Here is a 20,423-nt window from a genome sequence, read left to right on the forward strand (position 1 = left end):
ATCATCTGTTCTCTTCTACTCTTATCTTATAATTTTTTATGTCTAGCTACTTATTTGCAAATCACAGTGTAAGGAATGACAAAGATTGTTTCTGTGTCGATAAATTAGCGATCGCACTGCGAATAACAATTTTTCTTTCTTTACATAATTTGGTTTTTTTATGCCAACTTACTTAGTTTTTGCTATTTGTTAGCCTTATATTTGATTGATAAATCATTTATAACCTGAGATAGATGCTTGTCAACAGGTTTTAACTTTCTGATACAATTTTTAGATGAAGACGCATAGAAATAACCCCATCGCTTGCGGCACATCCCCTCTTGAGGAGAGGTTGGGAGGGGTATAAATTAAATAATGTGCAGCTTTTTAGCAGCAGGGCTATTTCATTCTAAAAAGTTGCTTGAGTGGGGTAAACAAAGCTAGGCATAGTGGAAGAGTATGGCGTTGTCCAGCACGGCGACGGGGGTCTTTTAGCCCAATAAAGGCTTCTATAATTGCGATTTGACACACGGTAGTAGATGCGTTGCCCAGAATTTGTGCGCTGACTATACCATATACTGCCAACATTTAGAATGAAATAGCCCTGTTTTAGCAGCATGAAGCTCTTGGTTTGCTCTGGTCGTAACACCATTTGCACAATCCAACGACAAAAGTCCACGAGCGAATGCCACTAAGAAAAGCCGAAACACTTATGAGTTTCGTGATCAATGGGTAAATTTTTGGGTCGCCGAACCCTTGCACACGAGCGATCGCAAGAGATGGTTCAAGTCGTCAGGAGAACATCAACTTGCAGGGAACTGTGCTAGGAGGTCTTTACCATCAATAATGGTACTAGTGAAGGTGAAACTACTGTTAGCTTGGTAGCGTGGGTCTGACTTAACGATAACCATGAACTCACGATGTCCCTGTTTTGTCCTACCTACTTGACAGCCAGCGCTCCATCTTCCTACGTCGGACTTAGGGTTATCACCTCCCCAATGTTGGTTAATGCCAAAATGACCTGAGTCTATAGAGTCGCCTTTATCGCGGGTGCCTGAACGATTTGCATCACGATGGACAGTGACTGAACCACCAGTTTGGACAAGAGCTTCATGAGGAGAAGCCTGTCCGTGAGTTCCTACCTGCCATGCGGTGTATTGCCCGAAGGCGATAATTGCCGCACCCTTGGCGTTCAAGGGATTGTATGTATAGTACTTACCTGGGTTTGTTGTGGCTTCCCAACAGCCAATCATTTTAGGCTTGCCGTCTTTAAACTCAATCACGATGCGGAGGTCGTTCCAGACATTGAGGGCGTTGTTATTGAGCGTTCCGTCCGGATTCATCCCTTCGATGTAGATAATATTCTTGTATCCAGGTTCTTTGTCAATTTTGTAGCCCTTCTTCTGGCAATAGGCAACGATTTTCTCTTCTAGAGTTTTAGGTTTGGTCGGGACTGTTGCGATTTTGCAGCCGTCAATCTGGACATGCCCACCATAGACAAACCAAATGTGCCGAGCTAGGACTGGAGCCTTGAGCATAACCCGGAGATGGTGAGCGTCTGCGATCGCTACCTCGGTAATTTCCAACTGTCTCCCCGCTTTGACAGTAGTTTTTTCCGATGCCTCGAGCTTGTTGGAGGGCAATGAGCAGCTTTTAAATACCGAGTCAGAAGTCACTTTGAGATTAAACTGCCCCTGCTCGGTCTGGTCATCTTTGAGTCCTATCGCTTGCAGAAAGTACAAAATTGCCGCACAACCAGCAGCCGAATCAATACTCTTAGTGTGATTAGTCCCAGCCCAAACAAACGGCGTAATTCCCTGGCTATCTTTGCCCTGGAAGTCGTTGCACGCATCGAAGGCCAATAAGCGAGCTGAGAGCTTTGCTGGTATCTGTTCGCCCTGAATCTTACTCAGCTTGTGCGTGATTTGATCGAAGAATTGCGTAGAACCCTGGAAATCCGCCTTAGCGTGTAAGATTCCTGCCCAATACCAAGGTAAGTTGGGATAGTACCACTCGATTTTCTCGTAAAAGCCGCGATCGTAATACAGCTTCTCAGCAATTTTTTCTAACTCTGGCAAGAGATTTGATTGCACCTTGCAGACTTGCCATAGTTCTGTATATTTTTCTTGATTAGACACAATATTAGCCATTTTTGTGATATTTACTTGTAACTGTTCACAGATAAGTAAGGAACGGCAAAATTTTGTTATACTAAAAACTGCTTGAAGCTTTACTTTTTAATAATCGCCAAAAGCTTAAACACGCAAAACTTGCATCCGCTTTTAAAAAGTCCAGCTATGAGTCATTTGAAGTATCGCTTGCTGTGTACAAGTTCCAGTGTGGATTTCTTGGCTGTTGATTGCTCGGGTCTTCATGCTCTGTTTCTTTATATCTAATGTCTTGATTTTTAACCTGTTCTATGCGTTGGCAGAGGCTATAGATGATTGTCGGGTCGCGGATGATTTCAGTCAGGATACGGGCTTCATTCAAGTCTCTGGCATCGCTTCTTAAGTCACGCAACACCAGATCGATTAGCTCAGGACTCATTTCTATTTCTAAAGAAATGCTAATCGCAACATCTTGCCCCATTTTGTCTACGTTGATCGAATACTTTTTGCTGTTACGAATCATAATTGTGTCCTGCGGTGAGTGCCTTCATTTTCTGTCTACTGAAGCAGATTGATTGTGATTCTCTACTGTTTTTGCTAACTTAATTCCTCAAGCTTTAAATGCTAAACCATTAAGCGTAGGGTTTCAGAAATAGGTCAGCTTCAGCTTCTCTTCGTCTCCTAAGTCCTTGCTCAACATTTGATCCAGGATTGCGATACTTGATGAAAGTTTCGCGGATATTAGCCCAATCACGATTCTTTAAGACTCTAGTCATTGACTCAAAATTAGAGAGACCGTAAAATTTACTCCCCAAGTTGTAGCCAAAGCTGAGTAAGGCACCTTGTTGGTAAGGGTTGAGTTCGCCCCAGCAAGGTATTTTCATTAAATCGGGTAAGTAGCTTGTTTCCAACTGATAAATCAACAGCTCATCAGCTTGTTGTTGGGAAATACTCTCTCCCATGTACCAAGGACTACCGTCACGTTTCCTGGTCGAACCCCAGCCAATTGTGATTGGTATCCCTCCACTTTTGGGGTCGGGGTATGCATTAAGATAGCAACCTTCAAACTTTTTAATTAGCTCAACTCCACACGTAGGTAGACTTGTGGAGACTTGTTTAGTTTCGGTGAGCTGGTTTGCTGCTGTACCGTTCTTGCTTATAGGATTGCTCTTAATCTTAACCAGAATCTCGTTAGCACTGAGATACTGTACTGAATTAGCGTTTAGGCTGGTGCTGTCACGGTCTTCTTCGTCCTCTTGCAATAAATTGCTAACAGGACTTAAGTCAGGTTGCTTATCTGAGTCCTCTTGGGCTGCCAGAAGTGCTGGTTTTGCGTCATCGCGCTCTTGTTCCAACTGCTGCCTTTCGGCTTGGACGCGCTGCTTCTCGGCTTCTAGTTCCTTAAGTTGGGCTTCATACTGTGCCCGTAACTGCAACTGCTCGTTGAGCTTTTCTAGGGCAAGTTCAGCATTCTTTGTGACTGTTTCTTGTGTCTGCTTAGTGCCTGCCTCTTGTCGTTCTGTTAACTGCGAAATAAAGCCCTGTAAGTCCTGCTGAATATACTGTTCGACGCGTTCAGCAAAAATGGTGTAGGCATCGGAGTGGGTATTAAATTGACGATAGGGGCCAGCCATTTGGAAAAACTGCCACCCCTCAATTTTCAAGCCTTCGGCAGTATTACGATAGTTGCGGTACTTCTCACCATGACCAAAAAACTCTTCAACCGCAGCAGAAACCGCTACTACCTGACTTAAACCGAAAGCCGACCAGCCAACAATTTCTTGCCACTTCTGGTTCCCCTTCTGAAAACCAATTAGTGCCGGGACAATTACCCCGCCAATGATGGTAATCATTCTGAGGTTGTGATGAGCATTGCGTTCTTTGGTGGCTCGTCCCTCCAGCCACATGAGTTGGTCAAGCCAGCGATTTTTCAGAAAGTCTTTTCGCAAGTCTGACAAGTCGAGTCGGTCAATCAGTCCACAGAATATCTGTTTAAGGTACTGACTATAGTCTTCTTTCTTAGCCATAATTTTAAATTTCTCAAAAGCTTCTAGCTATAATTACATAAAAATATTGCTTCCCCATCAGTAGTTTCCCCACTTAGCACTCTTGCTTTAAAAATTCCCGATATGGATCTTTTTTTGCTATTGTTGACTCCTCAAGGTAGATAGTTTGGTTCAGATTCATAAAATCTTCCAACCCCCAAAATTGCTTGGTATCACGGAAGTTAAACTCGATTTGAAAGCGAAGTTTGTAATAATCGATGATTTATATCAGCCTTCAAATCTAGGTCGTAGGAAAATAAAATTACATAGCTACGAACATGAGTTTCGAGATTGGTTTTGACCAAAATTACTACATTAAGAACCTGTGCAAATTCTTTATGTAGCAGAGTGGCTTGATAAACATCAGGATGTCAGGCATGGGCTAAATCGTAGTTTCTGAGTTGTCGTTTGGGAAGACAATAACTCTACTAGGACAGCCCTACCTCTTCGTACTCTTTTTTTGGCAATGGTATTGTTAAGTAGAAAGTAAATGTGTAATTGTGTCAGTTAACTTTTCCCAATCCGCTTTTAAATCAATGGTTTGCAACTTACCAGAAGCAGCTAATTTTTCAGCACGTTCATCTGTAGCTTCTCCATTTAATGCACAGACAAGTTTATCGGCTGTTCTACCACTACCTGCTATTACCATCACCAAGCGTCCGGCGATGACGCTGTTAAGAGCGTCAATAAAGGTAATTTCTCCACCATTTATCAGCACTGTTACCGAAGGTGCGCCGCCAGCTAGCATGGTTGCTACTTGTACTATCCAAGGAGATTCATCACCCCAATTATTGCCAGGGACTAGGATAAAATGAGTATGATGTGGTTCTAAAAGTGCAGCATCATCATTAGATTCAGTCTGATTGGGTAGAATGACTTTTCCTGTAGGCGCTACCCCAATCAACGGAAATTGAGCATTGATTTGATGACGAGCATTACCTATCAATTGCATTACTCCCGCATCTGTACCACCATCGACAATATATGCTCCTAAACGTTGTGCTATTGGGGCTAATACTTCCACAAACAAGCATTGGATACGCACAAAGTCCGCTTCGCTCATCTGACTTGCACCACCAACGATGACTAAAATTGGATGGGAACCAACCAGCCCCATTTGCTCAAGCGCATTAGACAATTCTCCTGGTTCGGATACTGTAGCGGCTGTTGCTGTTTGTCCTTGATTGAAACTCAAGTTGAAAAATTTTTCCATGTTCGGGAATTTTATTACTTAATCAAATGATTTTACTTACTACTTTTGTAGTTTGAGTTCATAAACAGGTGAATTAACAAATTCTTCAAGTTTAAAAAATGATAGTAAATTAGCCCAGTCTTGCTGATTAGCAACTCGGTTCTGAGCAAGTTGGCTAACAGTTTCATACCAAATGTTATTTTCTGCATAAGGAATGTATTGGTGTTGATATGCTGTTTGCTTGATTTGTGCTACTAGCTTAGGACTCGCTCCCACTCTTTGAATCCAACCATTGACGCTAATATTTGTGTTAGATCCCTGAGTATTGACACAAGCAATTTTGAAGTACCAATGATATTTTTTCCCAATCAATAATGGTTTTTCGGTAGAGGGAAGACTAATGCTGACAATGCCTTTTTTTTCTGATAAAGAGAACAGCAATGGCTTTGTCAAAACAGACTTTTTCTGTTCATCTAATAATCTAAATTTAGCAGGAGGTGACTGGGAATTTCCTCCAAAGGGTAAATAAAACCAAAACTGGGGATAATCCTGAGTAGTCAAGCCTCCATTGTTATTAGAAACTAAGGCAATAAGGTTGTTGCTATTTATTTGAGAGCATTGCGATCGCGTTGCTCCTCCTCGCGATCGCCCAGACGCATTTCCCTCGGCTCTAGAACCATTAAACATCTGGCCAATACGCTCAAAGACATTTTGTGCTTGGGCTTTGCGAACAAAAATAGGAGACAAAAAATTAAAATAAAAAACAGTTGTCAGAGTGCAGATAAAAATAGTTGACCGCCGAATCGATAATTGTGGACGAAGCATTTTGTAATCTCCTCTTAGTCTGCTGATTTGTTGACTTAACTTTTACGGAGTCTATTGGTTAAGTATAATACTGCTCCTCCAGTAACCATTAATGTTAAAAATGCTGGAATAAAAGGTATCCAACCGCTTTGACTCATTAAAATTATTGAACATGTAATGTATAAAATTCCAGCAAAAAGTCCTACAGCTATACCTATATAAAGATTGCGGTTAAATTGCCAACAGACAAGACCACCTACCAAAGCCCAACCAAACATCCACACTGTTTCATAACCAAGAGGCCACCACCAGATAAGCGAGCGATTATCTAAGGTCGCACTCAAGATTTGGCTGATGGTTTGCCCATGCAACGTTACTCCGGCAACGTCACCATAGGGTGTACTCCAGTAATCAGCTTGTCTGTTTTGCCTGTCAGTAAAGCCAATCAGTACAATCCGATTTCTAATTTGTTCAGCAGAAACTTTATTGTCCAAAACTGCCAAAATATTGACTCTAGGCGCGAAATTATTGGGGTCGCCTCCAAAAGTACGATATTTGAGCATCGTTTGATAACCTTGAAGCTGATTATCCATGTCTTGATAGCCACCTCCCATTCCCAGTAGTTGGGGAATCACTGTTTTACCAAACTGCATCGGTTGGTCATAAGCTTTGGTTTTGAGATTTAGAGGAGAGGTGAAAGGCTGACCCTTGGTTTCTAGATAGCGACGAGCAATTACTAGACTCAAAGCTTCTGGTGTATTGCAATATTTAGGGTCTGGCTTTTGCATCAAGTATTGTCGGCGCACAAAACGACCACCTTTAGCATCATCATCAACCAAGTCACTAAAGCCAACTTGCTCTACCGAGACTTCTGGTGCTTGTTTAAAGCCAAGAATTTTTTCACCCCGATTATTTTCATAACTGTTTTTACAGACCGAAATGAAGTTTTTTGTTTGCTGCAAACGTTGTTTTAGGCTATCCTCAGCCGGAAAATCACGGATAAAATCCAGCCCAATCATAGTAGGTTGATGTTGGGAAAGATTTTTGAGTAAATCGTTTAGAGCAGCATCAGGAATAGAACCTTTACCACCCGGATATCTTCTGCTTTCATTCAACTTCTCAAGACTTTCCGGATCGACATCGACCATTAAAAATCGTTCGTCCTTGGGTTCATCAGGACGTAAGGACATCATCTGGTCATAAGCCGCTAGTTCTAAAGGCTGAGTGAATCCGAGAAATCTAGCAATGAACATTACCGTTGTCACAGCCAAGCTACTCAGCAGCACAGTGCGGAGCTTGATTTTCCGATAGGGGAGAGCGCGACTGGCTGCAAGATATTCTAGTTGTAGATTGGTAGGGGCTGGTTGTTTGTCAACAGACTGCTTCGACCATTCCTCAGAGGCGACTAAATCTTTACCCCGTAGCAAAAAACTATCGTCACGTTTAGTATCGTCCCACTCTTTCGCTTTCAAGAAAATACGTGTGTGCGATCGCACGTAATCTGGATCTGCATCTAGTGTTCTAGTTAATTCGCCAAATTTGGTCAGAAAATCTGCGCCATGCTTGCAAAAATCAATCCACTGCACTTTTGCTAACCCTGGGTGAATATCTGCAATATTGATTTCCCGATACAAAACGGTAACGATTCGCTTATGCAAATTCATTGCATACTCGACCTCAGCTTTGCAGTAGGGTGAACTGATAGAGTTGGGTGAAATAATAAATAAGAAGTTGTTGGCGCTTTCTATTCCTCGGTAAATCTCTTGCTCAAATTCACTACCAGAGGCGATACTTTCTTGATCGAACCAAGTAGTCTTGTTTTGAATTTGCAATGTATCGTTGAGCTTGCGCGCAAAGTCAGAATCAGCACGAGAGTAAGAAATAAATACGTCTAGCGCCGCCTCTGGGGGTTGCTTGAGGCTTTCAGTGATGAACTCTACTTGCAAAGGTATGGGCAGATGTTGCGTTTTTTGTTTAGCTACCTTTAACCAAGCCTCAGCATTACGGAGATTGTAACCCCGCAACAAAATACTAGAATTGCGTTTTTGTCGTTCCCACTTGAGAGCTTTTACTAATAAATTTTTATGCTGTTCGTAATAAGCTGTATCTTGAAACAGCACATTAATTAGCTGGTCAATATTGGCAGAGTCTTTTCCATCCTGTTGTTGCTCTGTAAAGTCAATGAAGTGCAAGGTACGTAATTCGACAGGAATTAGCTCTAGGTTTACTTGTTCAATCAATAAAGGAATGACCCGCTTTTTCAGAGAGAAAGCATGAGACAGTTCCATTTGACAGTATTCTGATTGCAAAGAGGCCGCAGACATCAGAAAAACCAGATTGTCCGCTTCCTCAATACCTCGATAAATTGACTCGACAAAATCTGACCCCGACTGAATATCTGTTTTGTTTGTCCAAACCGTGAAGCTTTCTCGCATCAAGATTTTGGCAATTTTCTCCATAAATGGCCTCTCTTTTTCTGAGTAGGAGAGGAACACCTGAGTCATCAGGTTGTTAGCATTTTTGATACTCTGACAAATCAAAGCACAGTGTAAATCCGTAGGTTCACAGGGCGGTTGCTCGTGTTTAAACCGAATTTTCAGCCAGTCTTCAGCCTGTATCCGTTCTTCACCAACTAACAGGTATTCTGACTTTTGTTGTTTTTGTTCCCACTCTATGGCTCTGGCTAAAAAGTAGGTGTGTTGACGCACATAATCTCGATGACGGGAAAATAGCTCTAGCAGTCCCGCAAAGGATTTCTCAAAGTCATCTATACCTTCACGGAAGTATACCCAGTTAATCTTGCCAATAGCTAGATGCATATTGGGAAAACTGGAATGTGACCCCTTGGCTTTATATTCTTCCCAGTGACTCGCTTCACCTCTAGGATTGCGTTGCTGCCAAATTTCCTGAGTAATTTGCTCTACATGGAGTAAGGGAATAATGCGTTTATTTCGGCGGAGTGCTAAGTCTATTTCTTTACCACAATAAAGGGAGTTGATTGAGTGAGGCGCAATGATAAAGAGAAAATTGTCTGATTTATCAATCCCATCATCTATTTGACTTTGGAAATCAACACCCAAAGGAATATCATTTTGGTCAAACCAAATTTTCAATTCTGCTTCTACAAGTCGCTGATGCAGCTTAGTTGCAAAATCTTTGCTATCTGCTCTTCCATAAGAAATAAATGCATCTTTAAAGCTATTCATATTGAGTATTAATGCTCGTTTTTAGAAATTGTTTGACATCACGCTCAAAATGAAAACCATTGACTTTAGTCAATAGCGATCGCCTGTGTCACTTACATTTAATTGATACAGTATAAGAGAACAAAGTAGCTTTTAGTATAGTAATAATACTTAAGAAAAATGGCGGAAATATGAAATTAATACAAAAATTCTGGAGATGGACATCAAAGCCAACTACCAACTAAAACATAGGGGGCCCAATAACGAGGGTGGTCATATTTGGGGTTTTTGAGTAGAGCTTGCTGTGCGAGACGAAGTGCTTCGGCTCTGCTGATGTTGGGTTGCCCTAGATGTGTATAAAATTCTTTAATGAATGGAACGCTGGCTTCATCGTCTAGATCCCATAAACTGGCGATCGCACTACTAGCCCCAGCTTGGACTGTAGTTCCAGCAATACCCATCACTTCTTGGTCATTACCTGTAGCTGTCTGGCAAGCACTAAGAACCAGTAACTCAATTCGGCGATGCCTGCGCCGAGCGAAGCTATCGCGCTTTTGCCCTTGGTTAAGAAACAATCGATCGAATTCATCTATCTTCAACTTTCCATCGGCTGTCACCACAAAAGTATTTTCTCGATTTGCACTAAATAGACCGTGGGTTGCTAAATGTACTACGTCAAAATTAGCAGCATTTAGTTTTTTGTTAAAATTGTTCGTGGTAAATTCTCGATCGGCGATCCAGTTAACGGCTAATCCCGTCTTTTTAATCTCCTTGATTTCTTGCTCAACATTTGCTAATCGAGAAAAGCCAGAAAGTTCTGTGTTATTTGGTGGTTGAGTTAAGCTGGCAGCCAAAACTTTGATTTTCGCTCTATCTAAAGGAATTGGTTCGCGTACTTGTAACCCCAAAGCTAAGGAGACAGCATATTTTTCTACTAGATACTGTTGTCCATCATAGAGACTAGCCATCGGAATTTTTCTTAAAGGGCCATCCAAAACAAAAATCAAATTTTTAATTTTGCTATCCTTTAACTCTTTTTCTATTGGTTGAATCAGCCAGTTATAAACTTTTTGACCATCCTGTTGTACTTCTTCATAACTACCATCTTCTTGCAGATTTTCATATAGTCGGCTGACAACTTCCTCAATTTTCTGTTGAGGCGGGGTAGCATAATGGCTAAGTTCTTGATTAGGTCGCTTCAGGATAACTTCTAAACGGTTATTCAAAATAATTACATAAATAACAGCAGATGTTTTATCTTTGGAGTCAATCACCTTATCGAGTGCTAATTTTGTATCTTCACAAGCTTGCCGCAAATAGTTTTGTAATTTCGCCACTTGCAGCGCTTCAATAACATTACGAGCCTGTGTTAAATTCTCTTGACTTGATGCTGATGATTGAAGTAATAAATCTACTAAACGGCGATATACAGGTTCTACGGTTTCCCGAAAAGAAAACTGCACATTTTTATTCGTAGCAATCAAATCGCTACGGATATTTTGTAGAGTATTAAATGCTTGTTGATAGGCAGCGATCGCTTCTGTCTGATCGCACTGGGGTTTACTTTGGCAAAGAATACGTCCCAGTTGCCACTGCCAACGATAGGCGATATCTGGCGCTTGAATTGACTGTGATAAATTCAGCGCCTGTCTGGTCAAATCCTGGGCTATAGACCATTGTTGAGATAATTCATATAGGTGTCCAAGATTACCTAATACAAAAGACTCTGAGCGTACATCTTGCAATTGTTGCGCCTGCTGACGTGCCACAGCCAGGATTTTACCAATTGTTTCGGGGTTGGGATTGGGGAATTTCTGCCTCATTTCTAAAAGGCGTTGAGCCAAATTTACCTGAGCGTAAATCGCCGAACGGCCAAGCGGCAGGCGAGCAATTTGACTTTGAATTTCGGGATACAATGCTTGAGCGGCTGGCCATTGTTCCAACTCAATCAACAGGCGTAAACAGTTAAGTTGGGCGGGGATTTTGCTAGTCGCAGTAGTTGATGAAACAGCTGCTTTTTCGTAATAAGCCAGAGCAGTGTTTTTTTGTTCTATGCTGCTACCGGGAATATAAGCGAGATTACCCAAACTCAGGTAAGCTGTAGCAATATTTTCTGCTGATTGTAGTTTTTCGGCAATCTCTAGACTTTGTTGTAAATGTTTTTTTGCCTGCTCGATATCGCCAGCCAGCGCCAGCGCCTCACCTAAGTTGCGAAAACTAGCCGCCTTAGCCAGAGAGTCTGGTTCTTTTTGCAGATCCGTTGTCAAACTCTGGAGTAGAGAAATCTCTCGGCGATAGAGTCCTAAAGCCTGCAATGCTTGTGCTTGGTTAATTTGGGTGAGGATAGCTCTATTGCTATCTTTTAATTGTTGGTAGAGCGATGCGGTTGTTTCCCAAGATGACAAAGCTGCTTGAGCTTTACCTTGTGCTAATTCCAGATTACCTTTAATATCCCAAACTTGCGCCCAAACTGGCAGACGTTGTGGTGAATTGGCAGTATTTTGTAAAATAGCGATCGCTTCTTCAATTGCCCCACTTGCTTCATCAATGCGGCCTAATTGGTGCAAGTTGAGAGCCAAATTACTCAGAATCACCGCCTTTTCTACTTGGTTCCCACTTGTTTGATAGGCTTGCTGTAATAGCTTTACTGCTTCTGCAAATCGTCCTGACATATAGAGATTTTTAGCTGCTTCCTCTTGAGAGGAAGAAGCAACCACAGATGCAGTCAACCCTTGACTTACTACATCACGAGCCACCACAGGCGAAACCAATATACACAGTAAAGTTGTTAGACAAGCCAAAACTCCATACCAGAATTTTTGGCGTTGTTTCTGAGAAAAAATTTTTACTTTTAGCATCAATCCCCGAATTAAAAAGGTGTATAGATCACAGAGAAATACAAACCGTTTTCTTGCCATGTTTTACCCTTTTGAGAATCAACTGATGTTAGCGGGATACCCCAATCAAAACGTGCAGTAAAATTATTACCCTGTCGCCACAGCAAGCCCATTCCGGTACTGATTAAAGTGTTATTACGGGGATTTGAGCCGCCATTATTCCAGCCAGTACCTATATCTACAAAAGGCGTGAGTTGCAAGACTCCTTGAGGAACTCGCAGAATCGGTAAGCGAATTTCTGCGGTTGCTTGCACACCATTATCTGTTAACAGTTGATCCTGACGGTATCCGCGCACAGTTGTTTGTCCACCGATGCCAAATTGTTCCAGTCCTAACAGTTTTCTATCTGCTAATTGCATATCAGCTTGCAGCAGCACTAAGGTATCAGGCGCTAGTTGGCGCAGCCATTGTGCTTGTCCTCGCCAGCTAAAAAAACGGCTATCAGGTTCATCTTGATTGATTGTGGCCCCTAAAATACCTAAGCCGAGACTAAATTGCGATCGCGCTGCTATTACTTGTTGGCTACTGCGTTGAGTCCATTCTTGAAAAAATCGGATAGCAGAAACCCTCGTCCTTCCTTGGTTATCAGCACCAACTGCTAGCGGAAACGCCCCGATGTCGTTATAACCTAGAAATGTTTGACTTGCTTGGTGGCTGGCGGTAATTCCTAAAGTGAACTCTTGGTTGGGAGTTTGTAAGAGGGGTTGACGGAAGGTTAATTCGTAGTAACTTGACTGAGAATTAATATCCAAGGGGTTAAAAGGACGTTCTATAACATCACTATTAGTATTGCCATAGGTAAAAATCAGCTTACCGTTGCGTGGGTTGACTGGTAGGCTATAGCTAACATCAAAGCCATTACTACCATCTGTATTGGTGTAACCAACACTTAAACCGTCTCCAAGCCCTAACAAATTGGCTTCGTTAACATTAATGCGCCGGCGAAAACTTCCCACACTCGGACTGCGTTGGTTATCTAGGACTAGCTGAGTGCTAAAAGAATCGGCTTCAGTAACTTTAACTTCTAAAATATTAGTACTCGGACGTATGCCAGCTTGTAAGTCAGTAGATATACTTTTAATTAAAGGATCGAGTTGTAATAGTTGCAATCCTACGAGTAGGCGATCGCGGGATAATGGTTTACCAGCAGCAATTGCCAAGCGATCGCGTATATAGCTGGGGTTGAGGCGGCGCGTACCTGTAACATTTATCTTTTCTATACTTCCTTCTACCGCCTGCATTACCACTACCCCTGCTTTCACAGTTTGGGGAGGAATAATTACTCCAGAGGTAATATAGCCTCTATCTATATATAATTTCGTCAGTTCTAAACGTAGCTTGAGTAAATCATTAAAGGTAATTTGACGTTTGAGGTAAGGAGCCGTCAACTTCGCCAGTTCTTGGGTGCTAAAAACTGTGTTCCCCACAAACTCAAACCGTTCTACAACCAACGTTTGTGCTAATGTCTGCGGATTAACATCTGGTTGAGTTGGTGACTGGGGTGCAGTGGGTAATAGTTGTTCTGGAGGCGGTAGTTCTGGTAGAGGTTGTGGCTGGGGTAGTGGTTGTATCGAAGGTGGTTTTACCTCAATGGGAGCCTGTTGAGCCGCTAACTGTTGTGGATAAATGCTGATATTTAACCCTGTACATAGGAGGAATACATAACCCCAATTTGCGAAAAGAATCCGACTGATAGATTTTGTTTTCTTAGAGGATGTTTGAAAAGTCGTCTTGTCGGTATAAAAAGTTCTAGATCCCCCTAAATCCCCCTTAAAAAGGGGGACTTCGATTCCGGTTCCCCCCTTAAAAAGGGGGGTTAGGGGGGATCTAAAAGTGCCTAAAATCACAGTGAAATACTTTTCAAACAACCTCTTAGAGATGATGAACGTATTGCCAGTCTGGGCCAGGTTTTGTGGTTGGTTTGTGACCCAATCTGAATAGTATTGATATAGATTGGGCGATCGCCTACCCAGCCAGTCGTTCATCATCGGACATTCCCTTGAGTAACATTACAGGCTTGAGTAGATAACCCCGACTGCAACAAAGTAGCCGTTGTTGATTGAGCAGTCAAAACAATATCTCCATTCGCACTGCGTACCATACCTACTGCTTCTACTAAAGGAGCGGAAATATTTGATGATAATTGCCTAAAATTCCTCTCAGTCATATTTTCCGAATCATTACTACCATTAACCGTATTATTTACTACCCATTCCGGTAAAATAGCCCCAGGCTTAAGAGTATCATCAGGACTGGGTGGTAATCCCCCACGTCCAGTAATCACAAACTCACTTTGTCCTTTAGCAACGTTACTGTTGCGATCGCAACTTTGGGCAATCAATCTAGACGGATCTACTAGATTTGTCGGCAGTGCGACAAGCCCCTGGCTAGGGTCAATACTGAGAGTATTAAGGGATACTTCCCCATTGTCACCCACATCGGAACTGGCACTGATGTCGCTGATGCCGTTGTCTTTAAGATTGCTCAGTTCTGCTGAACTCAAATTTTCCTGCTTTTTAAATCCTAGAATACGGTTAGCATTAATCTCAATCCTGCCACCCTTACCGCCAAAGGCATTGGCAATAATATCGCTGTTTTCTGATGGCACTGCTATGACAAATCCATCCTTGGCAGTAATTGTGATACTACCGCCATTACCACCAATTCCTTCTTGACCGGCTGTAGTGGAAATTTTGCTTTGGCGACGAAGTAGCAAATTATTTGTTGTGATGTTGATATCTCCTGCATTGCCAGAATTATTATTAGTATTGATTTCCGACTTCTGATTCAGAAACAAGCTGCGTGTGGTGATATTAATATAGCCATTATTTCCTTGGCTAGATATCTTACTGCCATTGAGAATCGATATTTTATCACTAGCATTAATTGTGATATATCCTGCAATCTCTGAACCTTTACTATCAGTATTAATTTGAGATTCTTTATCCATAAGAAAGCTTTTAGGCGTATATCTATCACCAATATATATATTTCCCTTATTTCCATTACTAAATATCTTACTGCCGTTGATAATGGATATTTGGTCACTAGCATCAATGCTGATATTTCCTGCATATTCTGCTGAATCCTTACTATTCGTATTTATTTCTGAATTATCAATAATAATGCTCTTAGGGTTATCTATATCATTAATACCACTCAATCGTAATTTATAAGTATTCAATAGTACTTTATCATTAATACCAATCAATATAAATCCATTATTTCCCTGACTAAATATCTTGCTTTTGTTGAGAAAAGATATTTTGTCACTAGCATTAATGATGATACCTCCTGCCTCATCTAAATTATTACTATCCGTATTTATTTCAGAATTATTAATAATAACGTTTTGAGGCGTATATATCTTATTACGATCAACCTCAAAATTTATTGGATCATCATTATCAGTCGATATTATTAGATTAATACCAATGAGTAGTAATCCATTATTTCCCTGACTAAATATCTTGCTGTTGTTGAGAAGAGATATTTTGTCACTAGCATTAGTTATAATATATCCTGCATAGCCAGAACCATTGTTAGTGGTAGTTAATTGAGAATTATTTAAATTAAGTGAACCTTTCGTAGAATTAATGGTGATGTTACTATTATATTCTTCTATCTCATTATTACTAATGGCTTCTATATTACTATTAGAAACAGATATATCTCTTAACGCTTGAATCGAGACGCTTCCAGCAATTCCATTATTGGGAGATTTAGATATAATATCCGCGTTTATATCAATTTTTCCTTCCTGACTGTTCAGATAAATATTGCCACCATTGCCATTAACACTACCATTTACATTAGATAACAGATTACCTTGAATCAAGATATTTTTATTTGCTAGGAGCCTAATACTACCCCCTGTTCTGTTTTTTTCTACAAAATCATAAATATCAGTTAAAATTGTCCCATTAGTTGTAATATCACCCCGCGAATCAACAGCGACATCGCCATAAGTGCTAATCACTCCAGTTGTAATATCACCTGCCAATGCATTGGGATGATACTGGTTAGTTATAAGTATATTTCCACTGTTAGATTGACTGCCTGAAAAATTACGAATACTACCTTGAATGCTAATATTTGCATTTGTTGGAGTATTGGTTGTCGTAGGATTTTGCAGATTGAAGCCAATAGGTAAATTTGGTGTAAAGTTTGGAATGCCAATATAATTGGAATCTACCCCTGCTCTAATGTCTAGAGTTGGTGTTTGACTACCATCAATATTTATCTCTGTTTCTTCATCTGATAGCGTGACGGTTTGTTGAAGAGAATTGCTTGTGCTGTCTACGCCAGTGATTTTAACGTTACCCGAAATATTGACACTCCCACCCGCCAGAATGTGCAAAGATGCACCTTCGTAACTATCAAAACTCACATCCCCAGTAGCGCGAATTACCGGATGGTCAGGACTAAACAGATTACCTAAATCGCCGTTTAACTTTTCTATCCTAAAATTACCCCCAGCCCAAAAATGTGCATCGCCACCAATAATATTTTCAGACTGCAACACCATATCGCCACCAGAGTAAAAGCCACTATCTGGGTGATTTAAAGCAGAGATATCTACTTTCTGATTACCTTGCGCCAGCAAATTCCCACCCGCAGCCGCAATGAAAGGATTAGTTGCGCTATCTCTAACTTTTAAAGTGTCCTGCGCCTGTAATGTTAAATTCCCACCAGTTTGGAGTTGTCCTTGTAAATCCAGATTTCCTGCACTCAGCGTCAAATCCTTTCCTGTTACCAAATTCCCTTGATTGGTAACACTTGCCGTTTGCTGTAAACCATACTGCACACCCACAGGTACACTCATTGTTAACAGTGGCGGCGCTTGGGGATTAGTAGCACTAAATTCACTACCATCAGGAAACTGAAAACTGTTAGCTGTGGTAGCTAGGAATGAACCTTGAATATCTAACTGGGCATTTGTCCCAAAAATAATGCCCTTGGGATTGAGCAAAAATAGATTAGCTGCACCATTTACGCCCAAAGTGCCCAAAATATTAGAGGCGTTACCGCCAGTAACTCGACTAAAAATATTAGCAATGCCCGTAGGGTTGGCAAAATATAGCCGTTGCCCATTGTTGACATTAAATTCTGCAAAACTGTGAAACAGGTTGCTTCCCCGTTGGACACCACCTTCAATTAAGTCAGCCCCATGTTCCTTAATGTTGACACCAGTCGTAACACGGGAGCTTTCATTTCCCAACGTAGTATCAGGTATAATCTGTGCTAAACAAGGGTTACTAGTCAATATCGATACTACGGCTACTGGGATTATGGTTCCTAGCAAAAGGAACAATCCAGCCTGGGACTGAGTAAAGTTCCTGCTGTTATTCACGGTGGATTTAAGGTTATTTTACTTAAAGACTAAGCATAAGTTGTTACCAATTAAAAGCGATACACTATACTTTGTCAAGAATTTACATACTGATTTTTTTTGATCTAGAGAACCGCCTCCATCTTGGTTGGTATCCGCTTTGAGCAACACACGCGCATGGTTAATTTTGTATGCAGCCGTTTTACCTATAGTTGTTAATTTTTCTAAGTATTCTCTTTCTTCCGCCGTTAGGGAGACAACGTAAATATTAGAGAAAGGGTTGCTCAACTGATTAACGAGTTCCTAGTAAATTTATGATCGAAGTGACACCAAAGCAACAAATTTTTATGCAAGATGATGTGACTATACGTTTACGTCGTTTAGCTACACACTTGTCGCAGATTCAATCTTTATTGACTCAAAACTCATCAGAGGATTTAATACTGGCTTTGGTCGATGAAAGCAGATACTTTATTGAATGGACTGTCCCAGACATGGTAAAGGCAGATGATATTGACCGAGCCTGTGAGTTAGTTGACTTAGTTCGTCTTCTGACTCGTTGGTTATTCCATTGGGACAATATTTGGACTGATGCCGAACAAAAGCAATCTGTGTCTCTTCAAGCTTCATATTGGTTACAGCGAGTTTTGGAAATATCGCGCACAGAACCGGTATCATTGAGTGCCTGATGTCTATGAAGCCTTCTTTCGCTTCACTAAAACCGAGCGCAAATACCGCCGACACTCCCCCTCTCCCCGATATATGAGAATCCGCAGCGCCTCTATTTCCTGCATCGGAGAAACACAAATTTCAGCGATTGCAACAATTAGATTCTGTTGCTTTTGCACATAAGGCAGTTGGGATAAGCAGAGGGGACAAGGGGACAAGGTGACAAAAGTTTAGAACTTACAACAAGTCTTTCCCCTTGTCCCCAATTCTCTTTGTCACCTTGTCCTCTTCCTCATGCCCGATGCCTAAAATTCGCGTTGTGAAAAGATAAAAATAGCGATCGCTAACAACATGGTACTATAAAGTAAGCCGTAACCAGCATTCATAATCAGTGCAGTGGTGTCAGGTAGTGCTTGCAGACCATAAACGGCATCATTTTTCAAATCTAATCGAGATAAATCTGGCAAGAAAAGAAACAAAGCTTGAGTTAGACGTTCCATACCAGGGTTACGGCTAAGACGACCAAGTTGTACTAAATCTTGAGTAATATTTCCGATTAAATATACTGCAAAGGTTAAAACAGTCGCTAGCAGAGAAGCAGTAAAAACACCGAAGGTAATAGCTACGGCAGTAATTAATGACAACTGCAAAAATAAGAAAATTGCAGCAATTAAAATGCTTACCGTAGAATGAGGAATGTTACCAAATTGCAGAAATAGCAGATAAATTACTGTCATTGTGGCGACAAGCACAGCTAGGACTGCGGATAAACCCAAGTATTTGCCGACGATAATTTCACTGCGACTAACAGGTTTAGCAATTAATACTAAGATAGTGCGTTTTTCAATTTCTTTATTAATTAGCCCCGTACCAATAAATATCGTAATAATTAACCCGATGGCATTCATCGCTGCCATCCCAAAGTCTAAAAACATTTTATCTTCAGCCGTAGCTGCAAATTCAGGAAGGAGGCGGGAGGCAATGACGAGTACTAGCGCATAAAAACCAATAATATATAGGATGCGATCGCGTACCACTTCCTGAAACACATTCTTTGCCAATACAAAAATTCTGTTAATAGTCATTTGTCATTTGTCATTTGTCATTTGTCATTTGTTATTGGAAGAGGCAGAGAGGTAATTTTATTATTCTTCCCCTGCCACTCCTCACTGCTGCGGAGGCGGTGAACCAGAAATTAATTTACTGGCGCGATCGCATTCAATTTCTGCAACTGTAATCTTATTCTCTGAATTCTTGACTACTGCAACTGGTTCAATGCGACAAGATTTTTTTAAGTAATAGCCCCGTGGGTTAGAACTTGGGCCTATCCAAATACTTAATAAATCTAATATATATCCAGACTTTGTATTAGCTACACGCGGTTCAACGCGCCATAGTTCGTTCTCTTCATATTTACTCAGGTTCTTTTTAATAATTTCCCTACCCAGATTTCCTACCCGCTGTTTCGCATCTAGCAACCATTTCTCTACTTCTGACCAAGGTCTTTGGGCTATTTGTTCTATTACTATTGGTTGAAGTTTCTCTAGAATTACAACACCGTTTTGGGGAATTTTTACTGCCTTTTCTGTTCTGACAACAAAGGTGCTATGTTTAAAAGTATCTGCCTGTAAACTGGGATATTGTCGTAACCAATTATCCGTTACAAAGTGAAACTGAATCCAGCAACTTAGTAGCATACTACTAGCAACTAAAATTATGATTCTTTGGCGGTCTTCTGGCTTAGGAATACGAGCTTTTGCATCGGTGTCATTTCCTTCAATAAACTCTGGTATTGCTGTAATTAGTGCTGAAATTGTCGGCCAAAAAACGATTGTTCTGGGTGTAATTATATCTCGTTGATCTCCAAATGCAAAAACACTCACTAAGAATCCGGTGATTACTGCCCCGACTGGCATAAAAGTACCAGGAACCCTCAAAGGATCTTCAGTTGTATACCAAGCTGTACCAGCAATTAAAAATAACCAACCGAAAAAGGCAATTATATCTTTGATATAACCTGTGGCAAAATATGAGAGTAACCAAGAAAAAATACTTAAATAAATAAATGTCTGCCAAGAATAAGCTTTGGGTGGAACTAATATTTTCCTAATTCCTGCATAAAGTCCTTCAGCAAATTTAAAAACCCCAAAGACATCTTTTAGTAGCGTATTCATATTCCTCCTTAAAGCTGACTAATTAATAATTTCCCTCT

At 40.9% G+C, this 20,423-nt stretch carries 14 protein-coding genes and 1 pseudogene; 1 reads left to right on the forward strand and 14 read right to left on the reverse strand.

The genetic code is table 11. The annotated features are described in order from the left end of the window. Window positions 1-378: 378 nt before the first annotated feature. The 12 genes and pseudogenes from RMY63_RS28690 to RMY63_RS41930 all read right to left on the reverse strand — a co-directional run bounded on the left by RMY63_RS28690 (window position 379) and on the right by RMY63_RS41930 (window position 17,830). A complete protein-coding gene (locus RMY63_RS28690; RefSeq protein ID WP_322731960.1) occupies window positions 379-567 on the reverse strand; it encodes a hypothetical protein in 189 nt (62 codons plus the stop codon). Window positions 568-782: 215 nt separating this feature from the next. Next, on the reverse strand, window positions 783-2,129 hold the full coding sequence (locus RMY63_RS28695) for a hypothetical protein (RefSeq protein WP_322731961.1): 1,347 nt from the start codon (window positions 2,127-2,129) through the stop codon (window positions 783-785). Window positions 2,130-2,274: 145 nt separating this feature from the next. Continuing rightward, a complete protein-coding gene (locus RMY63_RS28700) occupies window positions 2,275-2,568 on the reverse strand; it encodes a hypothetical protein (protein ID WP_322731962.1) in 294 nt (97 codons plus the stop codon). Between the two features lie 151 nt (window positions 2,569-2,719). Next, a complete protein-coding gene (locus RMY63_RS28705) occupies window positions 2,720-4,114 on the reverse strand; it encodes a DUF4231 domain-containing protein (RefSeq protein WP_322731963.1) in 1,395 nt (464 codons plus the stop codon). A gap of 142 nt (window positions 4,115-4,256) precedes the next feature. Beyond that, window positions 4,257-4,497, reverse strand: a pseudogene (locus RMY63_RS28710) (IS4 family transposase); the annotation flags it as partial. Window positions 4,498-4,607: 110 nt separating this feature from the next. Beyond that, entirely contained in the window at window positions 4,608-5,345 is a 738-nt protein-coding gene (locus tag RMY63_RS28715; protein ID WP_322731964.1) for a hypothetical protein, read from the reverse strand. Between the two features lie 39 nt (window positions 5,346-5,384). Further along, entirely contained in the window at window positions 5,385-6,149 is a 765-nt protein-coding gene (locus RMY63_RS28720) for a DUF928 domain-containing protein (protein ID WP_322731965.1), read from the reverse strand. Between the two features lie 35 nt (window positions 6,150-6,184). Next, entirely contained in the window at window positions 6,185-9,334 is a 3,150-nt protein-coding gene (locus RMY63_RS28725) for a TIR domain-containing protein (RefSeq protein ID WP_322731966.1), read from the reverse strand. Between the two features lie 203 nt (window positions 9,335-9,537). Beyond that, on the reverse strand, window positions 9,538-12,171 hold the full coding sequence (locus RMY63_RS28730) for a CHAT domain-containing protein (protein ID WP_322731967.1): 2,634 nt from the start codon (window positions 12,169-12,171) through the stop codon (window positions 9,538-9,540). A gap of 11 nt (window positions 12,172-12,182) precedes the next feature. Continuing rightward, a complete protein-coding gene (locus tag RMY63_RS28735; protein ID WP_322731968.1) occupies window positions 12,183-14,198 on the reverse strand; it encodes a ShlB/FhaC/HecB family hemolysin secretion/activation protein in 2,016 nt (671 codons plus the stop codon). Next, the gene (locus RMY63_RS28740) at window positions 14,195-17,476 is read right to left on the reverse strand and encodes a filamentous hemagglutinin N-terminal domain-containing protein (protein ID WP_322731969.1); all 3,282 of its coding nucleotides are present in this window, start codon (window positions 17,474-17,476) and stop codon (window positions 14,195-14,197) included. Before RMY63_RS28740 ends, RMY63_RS28735 begins: the two co-directional genes overlap by 4 nt. Window positions 17,477-17,581: 105 nt before the next feature. Beyond that, window positions 17,582-17,830 (reverse strand): hypothetical protein, encoded by a 249-nt coding sequence (locus tag RMY63_RS41930; protein ID WP_416212560.1) that lies wholly within the window; start codon window positions 17,828-17,830, stop codon window positions 17,582-17,584. Between the two features lie 26 nt (window positions 17,831-17,856). Between RMY63_RS41930 and RMY63_RS28750 the strand changes: the two genes are divergently transcribed. Further along, window positions 17,857-18,231, forward strand: a complete 375-nt coding sequence (locus RMY63_RS28750) for a hypothetical protein (RefSeq protein WP_322731970.1) — start codon at window positions 17,857-17,859, stop codon at window positions 18,229-18,231. A 285-nt stretch (window positions 18,232-18,516) separates the two neighbouring features. Here RMY63_RS28750 and RMY63_RS28755 read toward each other — a convergent pair whose 3' ends face one another. Further along, on the reverse strand, window positions 18,517-19,296 hold the full coding sequence (locus RMY63_RS28755; protein WP_322731971.1) for an ABC transporter permease: 780 nt from the start codon (window positions 19,294-19,296) through the stop codon (window positions 18,517-18,519). Window positions 19,297-19,377: 81 nt separating this feature from the next. Continuing rightward, the gene (gene fraD, locus RMY63_RS28760; protein WP_322731972.1) at window positions 19,378-20,385 is read right to left on the reverse strand and encodes a septal junction protein FraD; all 1,008 of its coding nucleotides are present in this window, start codon (window positions 20,383-20,385) and stop codon (window positions 19,378-19,380) included. Window positions 20,386-20,423 lie beyond the last annotated feature (38 nt).

Source organism: Nostoc sp. ChiQUE01b, from assembly GCF_034531255.1.
In the GTDB taxonomy this organism is placed as follows: domain Bacteria; phylum Cyanobacteriota; class Cyanobacteriia; order Cyanobacteriales; family Nostocaceae; genus Nostoc.

What these genes read in the sequence shown, in the direction of transcription:
- RMY63_RS28690 (WP_322731960.1), bottom strand. Translation starts at nt 567, where the DNA reads ATGTTGGCAGTATATGGTATAGTCAGCGCACAAATTCTGGGCAACGCA.
- RMY63_RS28695 (WP_322731961.1), bottom strand. Translation starts at nt 2,129, where the DNA reads ATGGCTAATATTGTGTCTAATCAAGAAAAATATACAGAACTATGGCAA.
- RMY63_RS28735 (WP_322731968.1), bottom strand. Translation starts at nt 14,198, where the DNA reads ATGATGAACGACTGGCTGGGTAGGCGATCGCCCAATCTATATCAATAC.
- RMY63_RS28720 (WP_322731965.1), bottom strand. Translation starts at nt 6,149, where the DNA reads ATGCTTCGTCCACAATTATCGATTCGGCGGTCAACTATTTTTATCTGC.
- RMY63_RS28715 (WP_322731964.1), bottom strand. Translation starts at nt 5,345, where the DNA reads ATGGAAAAATTTTTCAACTTGAGTTTCAATCAAGGACAAACAGCAACA.
- RMY63_RS28755 (WP_322731971.1), bottom strand. Translation starts at nt 19,296, where the DNA reads ATGACTATTAACAGAATTTTTGTATTGGCAAAGAATGTGTTTCAGGAA.
- RMY63_RS28725 (WP_322731966.1), bottom strand. Translation starts at nt 9,334, where the DNA reads ATGAATAGCTTTAAAGATGCATTTATTTCTTATGGAAGAGCAGATAGC.
- RMY63_RS28750 (WP_322731970.1), top strand. Translation starts at nt 17,857, where the DNA reads ATGATCGAAGTGACACCAAAGCAACAAATTTTTATGCAAGATGATGTG.
- fraD (WP_322731972.1), bottom strand. Translation starts at nt 20,385, where the DNA reads ATGAATACGCTACTAAAAGATGTCTTTGGGGTTTTTAAATTTGCTGAA.
- RMY63_RS28700 (WP_322731962.1), bottom strand. Translation starts at nt 2,568, where the DNA reads ATGGGGCAAGATGTTGCGATTAGCATTTCTTTAGAAATAGAAATGAGT.
- RMY63_RS28730 (WP_322731967.1), bottom strand. Translation starts at nt 12,171, where the DNA reads ATGCTAAAAGTAAAAATTTTTTCTCAGAAACAACGCCAAAAATTCTGG.
- RMY63_RS28705 (WP_322731963.1), bottom strand. Translation starts at nt 4,114, where the DNA reads ATGGCTAAGAAAGAAGACTATAGTCAGTACCTTAAACAGATATTCTGT.